The organism is Amycolatopsis sp. NPDC051045 (genome assembly GCF_040682955.1).
Lineage (GTDB): Bacteria > Actinomycetota > Actinomycetes > Mycobacteriales > Pseudonocardiaceae > Amycolatopsis.
In genome coordinates, this window is sequence record NZ_JBFBCC010000010.1 from 84,113 (window position 1) to 101,508 (window position 17,396).

Annotated in this window: 13 protein-coding genes and 1 pseudogene; 3 read left to right on the plus strand and 11 right to left on the minus strand. The window is 71.2% G+C overall.

Going from position 1 to position 17,396, the window contains the following annotated elements:
* Positions 1–10 precede the first annotated feature (10 nt).
* From AB0M80_RS24080 to AB0M80_RS24105, 6 genes are all read right to left on the minus strand, one after another.
* On the minus strand, positions 11–1,822 hold the full coding sequence (locus AB0M80_RS24080; protein ID WP_364568817.1) for a protein kinase: 1,812 nt from the start codon (positions 1,820–1,822) through the stop codon (positions 11–13).
* A gap of 4 nt (positions 1,823–1,826) precedes the next feature.
* Positions 1,827–3,671 (minus strand): vWA domain-containing protein, encoded by a 1,845-nt coding sequence (locus AB0M80_RS24085; protein WP_364568820.1) that lies wholly within the window; start codon positions 3,669–3,671, stop codon positions 1,827–1,829.
* Positions 3,668–4,906 (minus strand): KH domain-containing protein, encoded by a 1,239-nt coding sequence (locus AB0M80_RS24090; RefSeq protein WP_364568823.1) that lies wholly within the window; start codon positions 4,904–4,906, stop codon positions 3,668–3,670. Before AB0M80_RS24090 ends, AB0M80_RS24085 begins: the two co-directional genes overlap by 4 nt.
* Positions 4,903–6,189 carry a hypothetical protein gene (locus AB0M80_RS24095; protein WP_364568826.1) on the minus strand — a complete coding sequence of 429 codons (1,287 nt, stop codon included), beginning with the start codon at positions 6,187–6,189 and terminating at the stop codon, positions 4,903–4,905. The genes AB0M80_RS24090 and AB0M80_RS24095 overlap by 4 nt, the downstream gene beginning before the upstream one ends.
* A 46-nt stretch (positions 6,190–6,235) precedes the next feature.
* Positions 6,236–6,988 carry a hypothetical protein gene (locus AB0M80_RS24100; RefSeq protein WP_364568829.1) on the minus strand — a complete coding sequence of 251 codons (753 nt, stop codon included), beginning with the start codon at positions 6,986–6,988 and terminating at the stop codon, positions 6,236–6,238.
* A gap of 115 nt (positions 6,989–7,103) precedes the next feature.
* Positions 7,104–7,766: a hypothetical protein gene (locus tag AB0M80_RS24105; RefSeq protein WP_364568831.1), complete on the minus strand. Its 663-nt coding sequence runs from the start codon at positions 7,764–7,766 to the stop codon at positions 7,104–7,106.
* Between the two features lie 148 nt (positions 7,767–7,914).
* Between AB0M80_RS24105 and AB0M80_RS24110 the strand changes: the two genes are divergently transcribed.
* Positions 7,915–10,821: a tetratricopeptide repeat protein gene (locus tag AB0M80_RS24110; RefSeq protein ID WP_364568834.1), complete on the plus strand. Its 2,907-nt coding sequence runs from the start codon at positions 7,915–7,917 to the stop codon at positions 10,819–10,821.
* Positions 10,822–11,113: 292 nt separating this feature from the next.
* Here AB0M80_RS24110 and AB0M80_RS24115 read toward each other — a convergent pair.
* The 4 genes and pseudogenes from AB0M80_RS24115 to AB0M80_RS24130 form a co-directional block, all read right to left on the minus strand.
* A pseudogene (locus tag AB0M80_RS24115) lies at positions 11,114–11,230 on the minus strand (helix-turn-helix transcriptional regulator); the annotation flags it as partial.
* Positions 11,231–11,317: 87 nt separating this feature from the next.
* Positions 11,318–11,500, minus strand: a complete 183-nt coding sequence (locus tag AB0M80_RS24120) for a hypothetical protein (RefSeq protein ID WP_364568837.1) — start codon at positions 11,498–11,500, stop codon at positions 11,318–11,320.
* Positions 11,501–11,785: 285 nt separating this feature from the next.
* The gene (locus tag AB0M80_RS24125) at positions 11,786–12,775 is read right to left on the minus strand and encodes a hypothetical protein (RefSeq protein ID WP_364568839.1); all 990 of its coding nucleotides are present in this window, start codon (positions 12,773–12,775) and stop codon (positions 11,786–11,788) included.
* Positions 12,772–14,022: an MFS transporter gene (locus tag AB0M80_RS24130; protein WP_364568842.1), complete on the minus strand. Its 1,251-nt coding sequence runs from the start codon at positions 14,020–14,022 to the stop codon at positions 12,772–12,774. The genes AB0M80_RS24125 and AB0M80_RS24130 overlap by 4 nt, the downstream gene beginning before the upstream one ends.
* 70 nt (positions 14,023–14,092) lie before the next feature.
* Here AB0M80_RS24130 and AB0M80_RS24135 point away from each other — a divergent pair, with 70 nt between their 5' ends.
* Positions 14,093–15,007 (plus strand): LysR family transcriptional regulator, encoded by a 915-nt coding sequence (locus AB0M80_RS24135; protein WP_364568845.1) that lies wholly within the window; start codon positions 14,093–14,095, stop codon positions 15,005–15,007.
* Here AB0M80_RS24135 and AB0M80_RS24140 read toward each other — a convergent pair.
* A complete protein-coding gene (locus tag AB0M80_RS24140) occupies positions 14,935–15,939 on the minus strand; it encodes an aldo/keto reductase (RefSeq protein ID WP_364568848.1) in 1,005 nt (334 codons plus the stop codon). The two genes, AB0M80_RS24135 and AB0M80_RS24140, sit on opposite strands and share 73 nt — an antisense overlap.
* Before the next feature lie 47 nt (positions 15,940–15,986).
* On the opposite strand from AB0M80_RS24140, the gene AB0M80_RS24145 reads away from it, so the two are divergent.
* On the plus strand, positions 15,987–17,309 hold the full coding sequence (locus AB0M80_RS24145; RefSeq protein ID WP_364568850.1) for a PLP-dependent aminotransferase family protein: 1,323 nt from the start codon (positions 15,987–15,989) through the stop codon (positions 17,307–17,309).
* Positions 17,310–17,396 lie beyond the last annotated feature (87 nt).

A 17,396-nucleotide genomic window follows, 5' to 3' on the forward strand; every position in this document is an offset into this window, starting at 1 on the left:
GCAACTCCTGTCAGATCTTCCGCAGCGCGGCAGGCCACGATCCGGTGAAGTCCTCGGTGGCGACGGCCACCTGCCCACCGAGGACGGCGGCGAGCCGCAGGCGCCATGCCGCACCGACGCCGAGGGCGACGCGGTGGCTCGGTTCCCCGGCCAGCCGCTGCCACGCCGGCGCCGCCGTGCCGGGTGACGTCGTCACCCACAGCCCGTCGTCACCCGCGATCGCGACGGTGACGCCGTCGCGCTGGCCGACGCACGCGATGTCCGTCGCGGATCCGGGGATCTCCACGGTGCTCTGCTTGCTCCACACCCCGTATTGCTGCTCGAAGACGATGAGCTCGCGGCTGCCCCGCAGGACGCAGTGGCACTGCAGTTCACCCCAGGTGCTCAGGCACAGGCCGGCCGCGGCCGTGCTGCCCGGGTACAGCCGATCCAGGCGGTCGCCGCTGGTCACCGCCAGATCGCCGTCCGGGGTGAGCACGGCGATCGCGGGACGGCCGTCGGAGTCCATCGCGGCCGCCAGCACTTTTCGCACGTAGCGCCGTTCCGCGATCCGGCGCACCGGACCGCCGACGCCCGCGGTGACCGCCGTCAGCATGCCGTCCGGGTCGACCACGAAGGCCGTGACAGCGCCGTCCGCCTGCCGGACGACGGCGATCCCGCCGTCCAGGACGGCCATGCCTTCTTCGTGCCATCGGGCCGACCGGCCCACCCAGAGCCGGTCCGAGCGATCGATCACGAACTGGACCGTCTCCCCCGCCCCGTCGACGGCGGCCCGGACGCCCATGGGGAAACCGGGCGCGGCCGCGTCGGCCACGAGTGTCCACAATGATCCGACGGCGAGCCTGGCCCGCTCGACGCCGGCGCCGACCGCGACGACGGTCGGCGTTCCGGTCCCGTCGACGGCCAGGTCGAGGTCACCGATGCGCGGACGCTCCGATCGCGCGTCGACCGCCGCGGTCATGGCCCGCAGCGTGGCGGCCCAATCGCGCAGGGAACGCGGCCGATCCAGCGGGTTCGTGGCCAGCAGCGCCGCGATGTGGCCGGCGACGGCGTCGGGGAAGTCGGCCCGGCGCAACGCGTTCCGGCTGGTCGACGCGGCGTCGGTCTCCTGCGGCGCGTGCCCCGTGAGCAGGAAGTACACCACCGCGCCGAAGGAGTAGCGGTCCGCCTCGGCGGTGCCCTTGTCCTTGCCCTCCGGTGCGGTGAATCCGCTGGTGCCCACCCGGGTCACCGGACCGCTTCGGGTGGGTACCACGAACGTGAAGTCGATGAGGTGGACCTGGCCGGCTTCGTTCACCATCACGTTCGCCGGGGAAATGTCCCGGTGGTGCACGGCGAGCGGGCCCGTGCCGATCGCGTCGATGATCTCGGCGAGCTGCCGCGCGACGTCGCAGATGTCGACGAAGGACGGCTTGCGCCTGCGCACCCACCTGGTCAGGTCGTCGCCGTCGATCCAGCGTGAAACGACGTAAAGTGTCCGGCTGTCTTCCGTGCTCCCCGGAGCGTGCGGCGGGGCACCGACGAACACTTCGGTCGCGCCGACCACACCCGGGACGACGAGCTGGCTCGTCTCCTCCCGGGCCTCCTGCGCCCGGCGATACCACCGCCCGAGCGCCTGATCCGGCGTCTCGTAGTGCTCCTGGCTGAGATGCCTGGCGTGCAGCACCTTGACCGCCCAGCGGTGTTCGGTGTCGCCGTCGCGGCGGGCGGTGGCGGCCAGCCACACCTCCCCTTCGCCGCCCTCGTTGATCCGTTCCCGCAGCTCGTACCGGTCGGCGGCCCCCGCCGGGCCGACCCGCATTCCCGCCGTCACGTCCGCCATGCCGTCAATCCCGGTAGACGAAGGTCGGCACGTCGTTGCGCCGCGGCTCGGCGGCCCGCGGCGGCACGACCGGCCGCTGCGCGTGCGCCTGAGCCGCCACCGGCACGGTGAGCTGCCGGTGCAGCGCTTCGAGCACGTCGTGCAGCCGGCGCATCACGGCGACCTGGGTACCGGCGGGCGAGTCTGCCGGCGTCCCGCACAAGCCCGCCACCCGGGCGTAGTCGGCCCCGCCCCCTTCACCGATCACGGCCAATTCGTCGAGCAAGGCCCGAAGCGGCGCGAAGGGCGCGTCGCTTTGCTGCGGTCGTAGCCCGCGCGACACACCGAGGAGGAAGCCGGCCGTGCCCGCGGTGTTCGTCACCAGTGCGCCGAGCTCCCGGCCGGACAACTGCAGGATGAAGCGATCCACCCACACACTGCGGTTGTGGGCCCGCAGGAACTCGGTGTCGCACCGACCGGCCAGCTCGATGATGCGGATTTTGAGCTCCTCCCGGTGCCGGTCCCAGTCCTCCGTTCCCCCGTGCTGCAACGCTCGCAGCGCGGCGCGGGTGCGCTCCGGCAGCGGCCCGGGTCTCGCCATGTCGGTGAGCCGGTCCGTGACGCGGTGGATGATGCCGCCGCCCAGGCCGCCGAAGTATTCGGCGACGACGTCGAGGCCGCCGATCGTGGTCGGATCACCGCCGCCGACCTTCACCAGCTCACCGAGCAGCGTGTGGTTCGGGATCAGTTCGGGCCGCGCCATGTCGCCGCCGCGCTGCTGGTACATCGCGACGGTGCTGATGCCGATCGCGTGCAGGCGGATCCCGAGATCGCGCTGGAAATGCGCCATCAGGCTCACCGGCTCTTCGACCGTGTGCACGACCTCACCAGTGCCGGCCTCGCCTTTCGGCACCCAGTTCGCGCCGTCGCTGACGAGCACGATCAGCTTGTCGTTGCCCGGACGGCCGTGCTGGTAGAGAAGGTTGGCCGCGGCGTGCAACGCGTTGCCGATGTCCGTCCCGCCCGATGGCCGCATCAAGGCGGTGGCCTGGCGGAAATCGGTCACGAGCTGGCCGGCCGCGCCCGCGTCGAGCTGCACCATCCCGCCGCCCTTGGGGAAGCTGTGCCGCACCCGGCGATCGAACTCGAGCAACGCGAACCGCGACACCCGGCCGGAGACCTGCATCCTGATCTCCAGCAGCTGCCGCAGTGACTCCCGGAGGGCGTCGATCCGGGTGATCCACCGGCTTCCCGAGCCGTGACCCGGGTCTCGCCCGGCAGGCAGGTCCTCGACGGCCATCGACGCGCTGGTGTCGGCCAGCACGACGACGTCGACCCCGGCCCGGGCCGCTGGTGCGTAGAGCTCGACCACCGTGCTCCTGGTGATCCGGGCGACGACACCGTGCTGCCCGCCGACGTCGAGTTCACGGACGCGGTGCGGAACCCCGTCGACCGGCACCGAAAGGTCCGTGTGGTTCCGCGGTACCCACAGCAGTTCGCCCACCAGGCCGGCCCGCGCGACATCCTTGGCCGCGTCGCGGGGGTCGCGTTCGGTGGGCAGCTCCAGCACGATCTTGCGGATCGGCGCCGGCTCGACGCGTTCGAGCTGCCACTGCGACCGGTCCGCGACATCCAGGTCCCAGTCCGCGGCGAGGTCGTCGTCCACGGCCACGTGGTGTGCGGGAACCTCCGCGAGCTCGGTCGTGAGCACGGCGGTGCGCAGCCACCCCTGTCCTGACCGGACGCTCATGACACACGGGCCGGCGCCAGCGCCCTCGGGAACCCCGATCCGGGTGCCCGAGACGGGACCGCCACCGGGAACCACGGCCAGCCGGTGGGTGTCCGATGCGGCGACGGCCGGGGGCGTCATCGGTCGCCTCCCTCGATCTGGACGTCGACCTCGAGGCGCTCCCGGTAGGAGCGGATGCTGGTCCCTTTCGGTCCGATGAAGACACCTCTGAGGTGCGGCGGCACTTCGACGAACAGCATGGCTTTGCGCGTGTTGTCCCGGCGTTGGCTGGCGCGTTTGTACTCGCCGAGCCGGATCACGTGCGCGAGCTTCGGGCTGACGATCCCCCGGAGTCTTTCGACGAGCCGTTCGCCTTCGCGCCGATCCTCTTCGGCTTCGGCCAGTTGCCGGTCCCAGCCCCGCCGGGACTCCGCGATCGCCGTCGCCGTGGCCGGATCGCGTCCGGCTTCCCGCTCCAGCTCCTGGAGGATCCGGTGGATGGCCGGATAGTCGCGAGCCAGCTTCCCGTGTTCGCAGTTCCGCAGCGTGTGCCCGAATCCGGACAGGCTCGGCAGCCTCTCCTTGCGCCGGCGCCGGCCAGCTCCCGTGACGATCTGGAAGAGCAGATCGGCCGGCGGCACCGCCTTCACTGTCCGGTGGGCGGCGCACCGGCCGAGTCCCACGCGCTCACCGCCGAAGACCTGCCACCGTTGAGCGTGCCTGGTGCACATCCGGCGGGGACATCGGCGGAAGTCGCGGGTGAGGTACTCACAGCGGACGGAGCCGAGGTCGGTGCAGGAGGGGCTTTCGCAGCGGGGGAACGCGTCTTCGTAGCAGGAAGGGCAGAAGTCGAGGTCCGCATCCCTCGGGTGCGGACGGCGGTGCGCCCGGCACCACGCCCGCTCGCGCCGGCACGTCCGGCCGGCACACCGGAACTCGGCCGGTTCGCCACAGCCGTGACAGGACGGCCGATGGTCTCGGCAGGTGGCCACGAGCGCGCCGTCGAGGATCGACACGTGCTGCTCGCACACGCGGTTGTCGTTGTCGTCCGGCGGACAGGATTTGCAGACGAAGGGCGCGTACTGCGATTTCCGGGTGCAGTGGCGGCACCGGTAGCGGATCTTCGGACGCTCCCGCACCGCGACGACCGCGAACGTCGTGTCCGCCCCGGCGACCGTCGTGCCGGAGGGCAACCTGACGACTTCGAGCCGCACCGTGCCGTCCGCTCCGTCGAGTTCGTGAACGGGGCGACGTCTCAGATCGCGCCCGGTCAGCGCGAGCTCGAGGTCGACCCACAGACGCGCGAAACCCTCTTGGTCGGTGGGAGAATTCCGCAGCTCTCGCAGGTCCAGCACCAGCTCGACGTCCTGGCTCATCGGGCAGCCTCCCGGTCCCGCCGCCGCTGTTGCCGATCCGCCGCGGAGCGGCCGCTCGTCCGCTTCGGCGGGCGCTCGGCCACGGCGTCGGCGAACGTCCGGCGCCACTCGCCGAGCACGACCGCTACCCGGCCGGGCGCCGCGGCCGTCAGCTCCGCGAGCAGTGGCCCGCCGGCGTTCGAGTCGGTGAGGGCGCCCCGGCATCGTGCGACGAGCTCCACATCACCGGCGCCGGCCCACTGCGTGAGCAAATCCCGTTCAGCGGCGGCGTTCCGCAGGCCGAGCCCGGCGAGATCGACCGCGAGCAGAAAGGGCGCCAGCTCGTCGACGCCGGCGTCGAGGCCGCGGAACTCGACGGCGGTCTCCTGCAGCAGCCGCCGCACCGCGTCCCTCGCCGGGAGCCTGCTCGTTTCCGGGCGCCGGCCGGTCTGGCCGCGCGGGCGTTCCTCCACCACGAACCGGGCGCGGAATCCGTCGGCCACCGCGCGAGCGCGGTTCTCCTCGAGCGTTCGCTGGGGTTCGTGCCCGGCGCGCCTGCCGTCGCGCACCAGCCGGCGGGCGCGCATCGCCAAGGCACTGAGCACCAGCGCCTGCGCTCGGACCGCGGCCAGCGTCGGCGCCGATTCCAGGCACCGCACGACAACTCCCCGGCCGCCGTCTGGCAACTCGACCGGCGAGATGTCCATGCGGTCGAGCTGCGCGACCCCGTCCCGGCGCCGCAGCTCGGCTTTGACGCGGTCCAGGTGGTCGCTTGCCGTCGAAGCGAGAAACCTCGTGGCGAGGTGGGTGGTGGATCCCGCGAGCCACCTGGAACCGACGCGGTCCGGCCGGCCTCCGCTCACCGTCACGCCGCGACCGGTCATCGCGATGAGCGCCGGAACACAGCTGCGCAACAGGTTGCAAAGCACTTCCTGCTCGACCGAACCGATGACTTCCAGCACATGCAGGTCACCGCCGGGTACCGCCGGGTGCGGTGCCGGTGCGACACCGGCGGGGACCAGCACCCCGCCGATCCGCTCGGCGATCGTCGCCAGTTCGGCCAGGACGCTCGCGAGTTCGGTGAAGACGTCGCCGCGTGCCGGGCGGGTGCCGAGCCAGCTCATCGGCAGTCCGACCGCGAACAGACCCGGGACACCAGCGCTCACCCGCAGCCTTTCGCCACCGAGCCGGAGGTCCGCCTGGGCGAAGGCATGCGTCACGACGTCCGGCTTGACCCCGACGACCGCGAAGGTCTTGTCGAACCTCTGGCGAGACGCGCCGACGCGCGTGAGACTGACAAGCATGACCCACTGATCGGACCCGGTGGCCGCATTCGTTACAAGCAGGCCATTAATGTCCACATTGGACCCACTCGCTCCCCTCCGCCCACCGGGCTCCGTACACCAGCCCAGGCGTGAGGTGCCGGAACTGCAGATGCACCTCCCCCGCCGCATCCACCGGCTGCGACCGGCCCCGATAACCCGGGTCCGCGACGTCCCTCTCGAACGCCCCATCCAGCGCCAGCACCTCCGCCGGCCCCTCCTTTCCGAACCGCACCCGCAGGTCGAACGCCTCGCACCGGTGCCGCGGGACCCAGACCATCTGCGAAACCGACTCGACCGTGAACACCGCCGCGAACTCCCACGACTCGCCACGGGACAGCGGACGCGGCGGCTCCACGGCGAAGCCCTCCGTCAACCTTCCTCCGTACAGCACCAGACCCTCACCCGCGGAAACAGCCAGGTCGAACGACCGGAGACCGTCCTGGTCGGCCACCACCCGGTGCTGCTCGAACACGCACGACTCGTCCGGTACCAGCGCCACCGTCAACGCCGCCGTGTGCCAACTGCCCGGCGGAGCACTCACCGGTGTGCCCGTGGCCAGCTCCGCCAGCAGATCTATCGCCTCGTCCACGCGACGGCGGACCGTGCGGGGGTCGCGGTCCAAGCGGTCGGCCGCCCACCGCACCCGCTCCTGGTAGAGCGGGCGGCGGGCCTCCGGTGAGATCGCGAAGGCCGCCAGCACCGCCAGCCGGAGGTCCTCGGACAGGTGAGCCGCCAGCTCCGTCAACCTGCCCGCCACCTTGGCCCGGATCGTCACCATTCCGTCCGACTCCGAGACCGCGCAGGCCTTCCTCAACGTAGGCCCTACCCGGTCCGGAAGCCTGGTCGCCTGCAAACCGCGGCCCTTGCGGAGGGACTTCAGCTCCCTTATCAGCTCAGCGCGCTCCACGGCCTTCTCCTTCAGTGCGTTTCCATGGCAACCCCCTTGCGGACCCCCTTTTGGACAGGGTGCGGTCAGCCGGTGGACGGGAAGTGGACAGAACGTGCATCACCGAGGCGATCAGCGCCGTTCCCAGGCGGACGCCGTCGCGGCTCAGGTACGTGCGGAACGTGCCGATGCGGTCCAGCGCCTCTTGGTCCGCGTCACCCAGGCCGAACGTCACCACGCGAGGGCAAAACGGCCAGGTGGGGTCCGTCAGCGACGCGAACGCCGAAGGCCAGGTCACCGGGTCCGTCGGCTGGCCGTCGGACAGGAAGAACAGCATCGGGCGGTGGACGCGGAGACGATGGCGCTCCAGGGCGCGGACGTCGCCGTCGATCCGGGCGCGCAGGAACGTGAACAGCGGACCGAAGTTCGTGCCGGCGGTGGGGGCCGGTTCGGGCAGCTCGGCGAGGTCGTCCATCGGGAGCAGTGACTGGACCACCTGCGGTTTCTCGCCGAACCCGACCACACTGCAGAACACGCGGTCGGCGACCGACGCGTCCGCGTGCACCGCGCCGCGGAACTCCCGCAGCCCGGTGTTCAGCTCGTCGATGTGGTCGGACATCGAAAGCGAGACGTCACAGGCCACGTAGCACGGCAACACGTCGGACCCCATACCGGTTTCTCCTTCACCCCTGTTCGACCGGCGGAGTGTGGCGACCGCGTGTGTATCGAATGTGCAAGAAATGCTGATTACCGAAACCCCAACGGCTGATTGCGCGACATCAATCGAGGACAGCAAGCTGACGTCGGGGAGGCTGCGCGTGGAGTTTCGGATGCTCGGCCCGCTGGAGGCGTGGCACGACGGCGTGCCGGTGCCGCTGGGCGACCAGCAGCAGCGGTTCGTCCTCGTCGTGCTGCTCCTGCACGCGAACCGGCCGGTGACGCCCGCCCGCCTCGCCGAGATCGTCTGGGCCGACCGCGAAGCCAAGCCGACGCTGGTCCGCAGCTACATCAAGCGGCTGCGCGACGTCGTCCAGGCCGCCGGCGACGTCGGCATCGAGACGACGCCGACCGGCTACCTGCTGCGGATCGGCGAGGACCAGCTGGACACCGTCCGCTTCGACCGCCTGCGCGCCGAAGCAGCGCGGACCGGTGACCCGCGCCGGGCGATCGAACTCCTGCGGGAAGCCGTCGGCCTGTGGCGCGGCCGGTTCCTCGAGGACATCGACATCGACCGCGTCGGCGGCCCGGAAGTCGTGGTCCCCGAGGAGAGCCTCACCGATGCCGTGGGCGACCTGGCCGAGCTGGAGCTGGCCGCCGGCGACCACCGCTCGGCGCGCGACCGGCTGCGGCCGCTCGTCCGATCCGACCCGGCCGGCCAGAAACACGCCGAACTCCTGATGCGCGCCCTGATCGCCGGCGGCGACCGGATGGCGGCCCTGCGCGTCTTCGCCGGTACCCGCGACGCTCTCGCCGAACTGCGCATGGCGCCCGGGCCGGTGTTGCGCAACCTCGCCGCACGCGCCGAACGCGGCGATCCGCCGAGCTCGCTGCCGTCGCGGCCCGGTGCGTTCACCGGACGTGCCGCCGAGCTCGCCACGATCGAAACGGCCACCACGGGCGGTCGCCGCGCGGTCTGGGTGAGCGGTGCGCCCGGCGTGGGCAAGACCGGCCTCGCCGTCGAGGCCGCGCACCGGCTGCGCGACCGGTTCCCCGACGGGCAGCTCCTGGTCCGGCTGAACGGGTTCACCCCCGGAGTGTCCGAGACCAGCGTCGGTGACGCGCTCACCGAACTGCTGGTCGAGCTCGGCGTACCGGCCGAGCAGATCCCGGCGACGGTGGGCCGGAAGGTCACGCTGTACCAGACGACGTTGTGGGGCACGCGGACGCTGGTCGTGCTGGACAACGCCGCATCGTCCGAGCAGATCCGGCCGCTGCTGCCCGAGGCGGACGGCTGCTCGGCCATCGTCACCAGCCGGCGGATGGGCGACACCGGCGAACCCGTGCGGCTTTCCCCGCTGTCTCCGGACGAGGCGGCCGACCTGTTCCACGCGCTGACCGATCCGCCGCGGCTGCGCGGGCGGGCGGCCGAAGTGGCGTCGATCGTCAAGCGCTGTGGCTTCCTGCCGATGCCGATCCGGGTGGCGGCCGCGCTGTTCCGGCGGCACCCCCGGTGGCCCCTCGAGCACCTGCTCCACCTGCTCGAAGAGGGCGGCCCCTGGGGCGAGGCCGACGGCATCGCCGCCGTCCGGGTGTCCTACCGGCAGCTCGGCGAGCCGCAGCGCGCGCTGTTCCGGCTGCTCGGCAACCTGCCGGGGCCGGACGTCGGCGTCGCCGGCGGAGCGGCGCTCGCCGGTTGCGATGCCACCGAAGCACGGCTGTTGCTCGACGACCTGCACGAGGTCAGCCTGCTGGAGGAGGCCGCGCCGGAGCGGTACCAGATGCTGGACCCGCTCAAGGAGTTCGCCGCCCACGAGCCGTCCGACCGGACGGGTCCCCTGCTGCGGCTGCTCGACTACTACCTGGTCACGCTGGCGGCCGCGGTCGGCGCCGCGTACCCGTTCGACCGTGCCCAGCTGCCCGCGACGGACCGCTCCTGTCCGGTGACCCCGGTCTTCGCCGACGCGGACGCCGGGCTGCGGTGGATCGTCGCCGAGCGCGACAACCTCGTGGCCGCGATCCACTACGCCGCCACGCACGACCTGCCCGGGCACACGTGGCGGCTCGCGGTGCTGTTGTGGCGCTACTTCAACACGACCAACCAGTTCGAAGACTGGATCGGCACCCTCGACCTCGCCTGGAAAGTCGTCTCCGCGGACCCGGGCAACGACCTGGGCCAAGCCCACGTGCTGCTCCGGCTGGCGACCGCCCACGACCGGAGCGGACGGCTCGCCGAGGCGCTGGAGCTGGCCGCGCAGGCGTTGCCCAAGTGGCGCCGCGTCGGTGACCCGCGCGGTGAGGCGGCGACCTTGTGCGCGCTCGCCATCCCCACCATGGAGCTGGGGCAGCACGACCAGGCGATGGCCCACCTCGAGGCGGCGTTGACCAAGTACGAGCAGACCGAGGACCCGCGGGGCGAAGCCCACGCGCTGAGCATGCTCGGGTACCTCAACGAGCTGCACGGCAATTTCGAAGTCGCGCTGAGCCAGCACTCGGCGGCCGCGCGGATGCTGCGCGAGGTCGGACACGTCCAGGGCGTGGCGCACACGTTGAACAACCTCGGGTCGGTGCAGGAGAAGCTCGGCCAGCTCGCCGAAGCGCTGGCCAGCTACACGGAGGCGCACGGGCACGCCGCCCGGATCGGCGATCACTGCGTCGAGGCCTACGCGCTGAACAACATCGGCAACGTCCACCGGCAGCAGGGCCGGTTCACCCAAGCGGTGCGCTACCACGACAAGGCGAAAGAGGTCGCGGCGAACGTGCCGGACGCCGACCTGCGCACCCAGCTGTACCTGGACCGCGGAGCGACGGCACTGGCCCGTGGTGCGCACCCGGACGCGCTCAGCGCCGGCAAGGCGGCCCTGGACCTGGCCGCCGGCGACGGGAACCGCACTTATCAGGCCCGGGCGCACCGGGGTGTCGCGGAAACGCTGCACGCGATGGGCGCGCACGAAGAGGCGGTGCCCCACTGGACGGCGGCCGAGGCCGGGTTCGCCGAACTCGACCTGCCGGAGGCCGGAGAGGTCCGCGAAGAGCGCTCGGCGCTGGCGTGTGACTGCTCGCGGTGACGTCACTGTCCAGCGCGTGGGCCAGTGACCGGCGGACGCCGAAGCGCGCCCTGGTGCGGCGGTTGGTCGCCGGCACCCGGGGCAGTTCCCCGCCCAGCAGGGTCGCCGGGCAGGCCGAGGTCGGCCAGCCGCGGGCGAGCGCCGGCGCCGGCCGGCATCTGACGGCGGTCCAGCGTGTTCGCGACCCGCGCCCGCGCCTCGTGCTCCTCCGACCAGCGCGCCACCGGCGTCCAGCACGCGGTCGCCGATCCGCGCCAGCATCGCGTTCGGCGGCTTCAGGTCGTTCGATCTTGCTGATGTAACTCTCGCTGTAGTTGACCCGCTTGGCCAGCTCGCTCATCGATATGCCGGCGGCGACCCGGCATTCCCGCAACAGGGCCCCGAATGTTTTGGGCATGCGGAACTCCATTCTGGCTACACCGAGCACATCGTTTCACCGGCTTCCGCGCAATTGCCGGGCCGGCCGCGAACCCGGTCGCGACCGGCCCGGCCCCGATCACCCGTGCCAGGGGTTGCCGTCGGTGCCCGCCGGGGGCGGCGTGCTGGTGGCGGGCGGCGGGGGCGTTCCGCCGTCGCCGTCCGCGTACGCCGAGGTGGAGCCGATCACCGGCGCCGCCGCGATGATGCAGAGGGCGAGCACGGGGCCGCCGATTTTGGCCAGCTTTTTGGACATGGACATGGCGAATCCTCCTTGGAAAGGGTGATTGTTCAGGGCTTTTCCGGAGTTCCCGTGCCCTGCAATCAGGATTCGTCATGAACCTTTCGACGACAAGGTGTTTACTGTTTCACAATGCAGCAGGAAACAGGAAACACACGAAAAAGGCCGCGTTCCCCTCGGAACGCGGCCTCTGTCGTCAGCGGCCGTTGCGGGCCTGCGAGGCGTCAACCCGTCTCTTCGACCGCGGCCGCGTCGTCGCGACCCCGAGGGGCGGCTGGGGGTCGTCCGCCGACCGCTATTTGCGGCTCACCCGCCGGCGACGTCGCAGTACGGGTAGATCTCGGTTCGTGCGTCGTCGGCGGATGGGCTGCCCGTCGGGGGGACGATCCAGGTTTCCCGCTCGCCCTGAGCGCACGACGGACTTGGTGGGGGCTGCGTCTCGCCGCCCAGGTCGCGGCCTTGCTCGTCACGGAAGGTGATCGGTGTGTCCGGAGACGCTACGCCGCCGCCGATGAGCTTTCCTGTCGCGGCGCGGAACACCACTGCCGTTGTGCGACTGTTCAGCGCGCGGCAGTTTGTCGACGTCTCCTTGTAGTGGATGTCCACGCTCGTGGGGATCCGGGGGTTGAAGCGGGCCGTTCGCACATACGTCGCGGTGACCGGAGAGAAACTGCCCACTGCCTCACGTGACACCCACGTGGTCGCGCCGATCCCGAACTCGACGGACGCCACCTTCGCCTTGCGGTACGAACCCTCGCCTGTTCCGATTCGCTGACCCGGCAGGATGATCGGAACCTCCACGGTCAACGGCGAAGTTCCGGTTTCGGGCAGCTCGGTGTGTGCCGCGTCGAACAAGCGGAAAGTGACCTTGGTTCGGTAGGCGACGCTGCTGCTGGTGTTCTCCAGGACAGCCCCGAGGCTCACCGCACTGTTCGGATCCTGGGTGAAACCCTGTTCGACGACGTGCACTGCGCCGCCACCCGGCGCGGCCGCTGCCGAAGCCGCCTCTCCAGAGACTTTGTCCGGGATGTCGCACCGATCACGCGACGAGTTGTTGACCACGGCAGTTTCCCGCCCGCGACGACGACGATTCCCGCCACCAGCAGCACGGCCGCCGGAATCAGAACCGTCAACTTGGTCTTGGTCATGCGTAATACCGGATTTCAACTGAGGGACCTTCGCCCGGTAGTCCTGAATGAGAATCGTGACCGCTTCTTTCGTCCGCGCGGCGAACTGGTGACCCGACCTTAGCAGCACTTCACGACGCAGCCGGCCACCCGAAAGTGAGCCTTTCAAGCAGGCAACTCATCGAGAGCCGCGGCGGCGATCGAGGCGCCGGCGAGCAGCACCACGGCGGCGGTGACCAACGCGAAAGCCGTCGACGTTCCGGATACGAGAGCACCGAGGACAGCCACCCCCAGGGCAGCGCCCGTCTGACGGGAGGCGTTCAACGCTCCTCCTGCGAGACCCGCCAGCTCCGGCGGGGCCGAGCCGACCACCGCGGTCAGCAGGGCCGGGATGGCCAGGGAAACCCCGAACCCCAGCAGCGCCAGCCCGAGCGCCGAGAGCGCGACCGGAGGCGAGAACGCCTGGATCAGCGTGCCCGCGGACATCAGCAGAAAACCGGCGACCGCCGGGATCCGGGGGCCGATCCGGGCGACCAGGCGGCCGGTGAAGATCGGGTTGAAGGCCGTCGGGATCGTCAGGGGGAGAAACGCCAAGCCGGCCGATGAGGGCGGGTAGCCCCGGGTTTCCTGGAAGTACAACGACAGGACGAAAAGGACACCCGACAGCCCGAAGTTCACGATCGCGCCCGCCGGCAGGCTCCAGGAGAGGAGGCGCGGCGGGAGCATCGCGTCGGGACGACGCTGGGACGCCACGAAGACCGCGGCCGCGAGCACCGACACCGGCAACACCCAGGGATTGCCCTCGACCAGACTGTACGTAAATGTCGACAAAGCGACCACCGCCGACAGCTGGCCCGTCACGTCGGTGCGGCCAGGCTTCGGGGGGGTCGCGGGGGCGGTGCGGGACAGCGCGAGCGCGACCACCGCCACGGGGACGTTCACCAGGAAGATCGCGCGCCAGCCGAAGGCTTCCGTCAGAATTCCGCCCAGCAGAGGGCCCGCGACCAGGCCCGTTCCACTCAACGCCGCCCACACGCCCATCGCCTTGGCGCGGGAAGCGGGAACCGGATAAGCCGCCGCGATCAGGGACAGCGACGAAGGCACCAGCAGCGCTCCCGCGATGCCCAGCAACGCCCGGAGCGCGATCAACATCGCCGGTGACGCCGAGAAAGCCGAAAGCAAGGACAGCGCCGCGAACGAGACCAGGCCGGTGAAGAACACCCGACGGGCGCCGAAGCGGTCGGACCACGCTCCCGCCGTCAGGAGAAATGCCGCGAACGTCAGCGTGTAGCCGTTCGAGATCCATTGCTGCGCCGACAAAGAAGACGAAAGGGCCGGGAGTGCGACGGTCACGATCGTCGTATCCAGCATGACCAGGAAGTAGCCCAGCGAAAGGCCGGTGAGGAGTTTTGCCACCCGAGAAGCCTGGACGCTCGGTGACACCGGTGGAAGCAGGGAGTTACGATGGCGGGTATCGGGAACGCCGATGGGGGATGCCATGGAACTGCGCCACCTGCGCACCTTCCGCGTCGTCGCGCGGACGCTCAACTTCACGCACGCCGCCGGCGAGCTGCACTACGCGCAGTCCAGCGTGACCGAACAAATCCAGGCGCTGGAAGCCGAACTCGGCTCGAAGCTGTTCGAACGCGGGCGGCGGCTGCGGCTCACCGGCGCCGGGGAACGGCTCGTCGGGTACGCCGATCAGGTGCTCGAACTCGTCGAGGAAGCCCGGGCCGCGGTCGACGAGGAGCGCGGTGAACCGGAGGGCGACCTGACGATCGGCGCCCTCGAAACGCTGTGCGCCCAACGGATCCCGGCGCTCTTCGGCGCGTACCGGACGCGGTGGCCGCGCGTGCGGGTCACGCTCGAAGAGGGCGGGCGGGGCGAGCTCTACCAGGCGGTGCAACGATCCGAAATGGACGTTTGCTTCACCTTCGGCGTCCCACCCGCCGACCCGGCTCTCGCCAGTGCGTCACTGGGCACCGAACAGCTCGTCGTCATCGTCCCACCGGGACACCCGCTGGCGGGCGAGGAAGAGATCCGGCCCGGCGATCTCCGGGGCGTCGGGTTCCTCGCCACCCCGAAAGGTTGTGGCTTCCGGGAGATGCTGGACCGGATCGACGGACCCGTCGTCGAGGCCGAAGTCGGCAGCCTCGCCGCCCTCGCGCGGTGCGTGGCCGCCGGACTGGGGTGCGCGATCGTGCCCGCCCTGGTCGGACACGAAGGCGCGGTCGCCGTTCCCCTGGCCGGGGCAACCACCGAGATCACCATGACGTGGCGGCGGCGCGACGAGCACAAGCCGAGCGTCGCCGCGCTGCTCGCCACCGCCTACGCGTTGTCCAGCAAGGACACCAGCTCGTCCGGCAGCTCCAGGGTGAACGCCGGGGCGATCGACTCGTAGTGTTCCCAGGTGCGCGGGCCGATCAGCGGGATCACCGTCGGGGATTGACGCAGCAGCCACGCCAGCGCGACCTGGCCACCGGAGCAACCCAGCGCGGCGGCCACCTTCGCCACTGCGGCCAGGCGAGCTTCCGCGTCCGGGCCCGCATAAGCGCGCCATATCGGCTTCGATTCCCGAGCCTCGGGGTCGTCGTAGATTCCGCGCAGCAGTGACGAATACGCCGCCAACGAGACGTCCGGATACACAGACAGCCAGTCCAGCAATTCCCCGCCCGCGATCGAGGCCGCGTCGGCCCCCGCCGCCGGGCGCAGGTAAGAGTGCTGCTGCTGAACCGCCACGGGTGCGGCCCAACCGTGTGAAAGCGCCAGTGAACGGATGCGCTCGAGCCGCCACGTCCGGACGTTGCTCCAGCCGATGTACCGCACTTTGCCCACCCGGACCAAAGAGTCCAATGCGGACAGTGTCTCCTCGAGCGGCGTGGCCCGGTCGTCGACGTGGACGTAGTAGAGGTCGATGTGGTCGGTGCCCAAGCGCCGCAGGCTCGCCTCCGCCTCGCGCTCGATCACCGCGGCACTCGCGCCTTCGTACGTGCGCTCCCGCACCGCCCAGTCCGTCGAGCCGTCCGGGCGGTCAGCCGTGCGAGCGGTGGGGAGGTCCGTGATGCCTGCCGCCACCTTCGTGGCGAGGAACACCCGGTCGCGCCGTCCGCGCAGCAGCTTGCCGAGCATTGATTCGCTTTCGCCGCCGGAGAACTCCTCGCCCGCCCACCAGGCGTAGCAGTTCGCCGTGTCCAGGAAGTCGCCGCCGGCGTCGAGGTACGCGTCCAGGATGCGAGCCGACGTCGGCTCGTCCGTCGAGGTGCCCATCGTCATGCAGCCCAGCGACACCTGGCTCACGTACTGGCCGGTCCGGCCCAGTTCCACCTTCTTCATGCCGACCACGCTAAGCCGAAATCGGTCCGGTACTACAGTCCAATCCTGTGCCGGAATCACAGACCGATTGGGGCGTGCTGCTGGAGCTGAGCGGACCGGGCCCCAAGCACGAACAGCTGGCCAGGGCCCTGCGCCAGGCGATCCGGGACGGCGTTCTGACCGGCGCCGTCCCGGCGAGCCGCCGGCTCGCCGCCGACCTCGGGTGCTCGCGGTGGGTGGTCACGCAGGCCTACGCCCAGCTCGTCGCCGAGGGGTACCTGGCCGGGCGCACCGGGTCGGCCACCCGGGTCCGGCCGGTGGGTGGCGCGGTGGCGGCGAAGGAACCGGCGCACGCGGCGCCGCCCCGGTACGACCTCGCTCCGGGCCTGCCCGACCTGCGGAACTTTCCCCGGCGGCCGTGGGCGGAAGCGGTGCGCGAGGTCCTCGCGACCACGCCGCACCCGGACTTCGGGTTGCCCGAACCGGGCGGCCACCCCCGGCTGCGGCGGGTCCTGGGTGAGTACCTGCGGCGCGTCCGCGGCGCCGCGCCCGGCACCGTGCTGGTCTGCGGCGGCGTCACCGACGGCGTGACGGGCGTGTGCCGCGCCCTGGTCGAGCGCGGCAGCACGCGGCTGGCCGTCGAAGATCCCGGGTGGACGCGGTTGCGGCGGGCGGCCGAAGGCGCCGGGATGACCGTCGACCCGGTGCCGGTCGACGACGAAGGCATCGACGTCGGGCGGATTCCGGCGGGCGTCCGCGCCGTGCTCGTCACGCCCGCGCACCAGTTCCCCACCGGCTCGGTCCTCTCGCCGCGCCGTCGGGCCGAACTCCTCGGCTGGGCGCGGGACGTCGACGGCCTGATCCTCGAAGACGACTACGACGCCGAGTTCCGGTACGACCGGCGGCCCGTCGGCACCGTCCAGGGCACCGACCCGGCGCGGGTCGCGCTCTTCGGGTCGGTGAGCAAGACGCTCAGCCCCGCGCTCGGGCTCGGCTGGGCCGTGCTACCTCCACAGTGGACAGTGCGAGCGCACCCGCCACCCGTGGTCGACCAGCTCGCGCTCGCCGGCTTCGTCGAAAGCGGCGGCTACGACCGGTACCTGCGCGGCGCCCGGCTGCGGTACCGCGCCCGGCGCGACCGGCTCGTCACCGCGCTCGGGCCCGCGCGGCTCTCCGGGGCCGCCGCCGGGCTGCACCTCCTGCTCCACCTCGACCAGGACGCCGCGGCGGTGGTCCGGAAGGCGAAGGCGGCCGGCGTCAAGGTGGCCGATCTCGACGGCTACCGGACCGCGCCGGGCGAGCCCGCGCTCGTCCTCGGCTACGGCAACCTCGCCGACTCCGGCGTCGAAGCGGCCGCGCGGCTGCTGCGGCAGGCGATGACAACGGCTTGACCTGGTTGCCGCCTTCCAAACGGCCCGGCGATGTGAAAGGCTGCTGGACAGGCCACGCCTGACAACGTTGTCAACACTGGGAGGTGC

Bases quoted from the DNA above. Each gene is read 5' to 3' on its own strand.
- AB0M80_RS24080 (WP_364568817.1), bottom strand. From the start codon at position 1,822: ATGGCGGACGTGACGGCGGGAATGCGGGTCGGCCCGGCGGGGGCCGCC.
- AB0M80_RS24085 (WP_364568820.1), bottom strand. From the start codon at position 3,671: ATGACGCCCCCGGCCGTCGCCGCATCGGACACCCACCGGCTGGCCGTG.
- AB0M80_RS24090 (WP_364568823.1), bottom strand. From the start codon at position 4,906: ATGAGCCAGGACGTCGAGCTGGTGCTGGACCTGCGAGAGCTGCGGAAT.
- AB0M80_RS24095 (WP_364568826.1), bottom strand. From the start codon at position 6,189: ATGCTTGTCAGTCTCACGCGCGTCGGCGCGTCTCGCCAGAGGTTCGAC.
- AB0M80_RS24100 (WP_364568829.1), bottom strand. From the start codon at position 6,988: ATGGTGACGATCCGGGCCAAGGTGGCGGGCAGGTTGACGGAGCTGGCG.
- AB0M80_RS24105 (WP_364568831.1), bottom strand. From the start codon at position 7,766: ATGGGGTCCGACGTGTTGCCGTGCTACGTGGCCTGTGACGTCTCGCTT.
- AB0M80_RS24120 (WP_364568837.1), bottom strand. From the start codon at position 11,500: ATGTCCATGTCCAAAAAGCTGGCCAAAATCGGCGGCCCCGTGCTCGCC.
- AB0M80_RS24135 (WP_364568845.1), top strand. From the start codon at position 14,093: ATGGGGGATGCCATGGAACTGCGCCACCTGCGCACCTTCCGCGTCGTC.
- AB0M80_RS24140 (WP_364568848.1), bottom strand. From the start codon at position 15,939: ATGAAGAAGGTGGAACTGGGCCGGACCGGCCAGTACGTGAGCCAGGTG.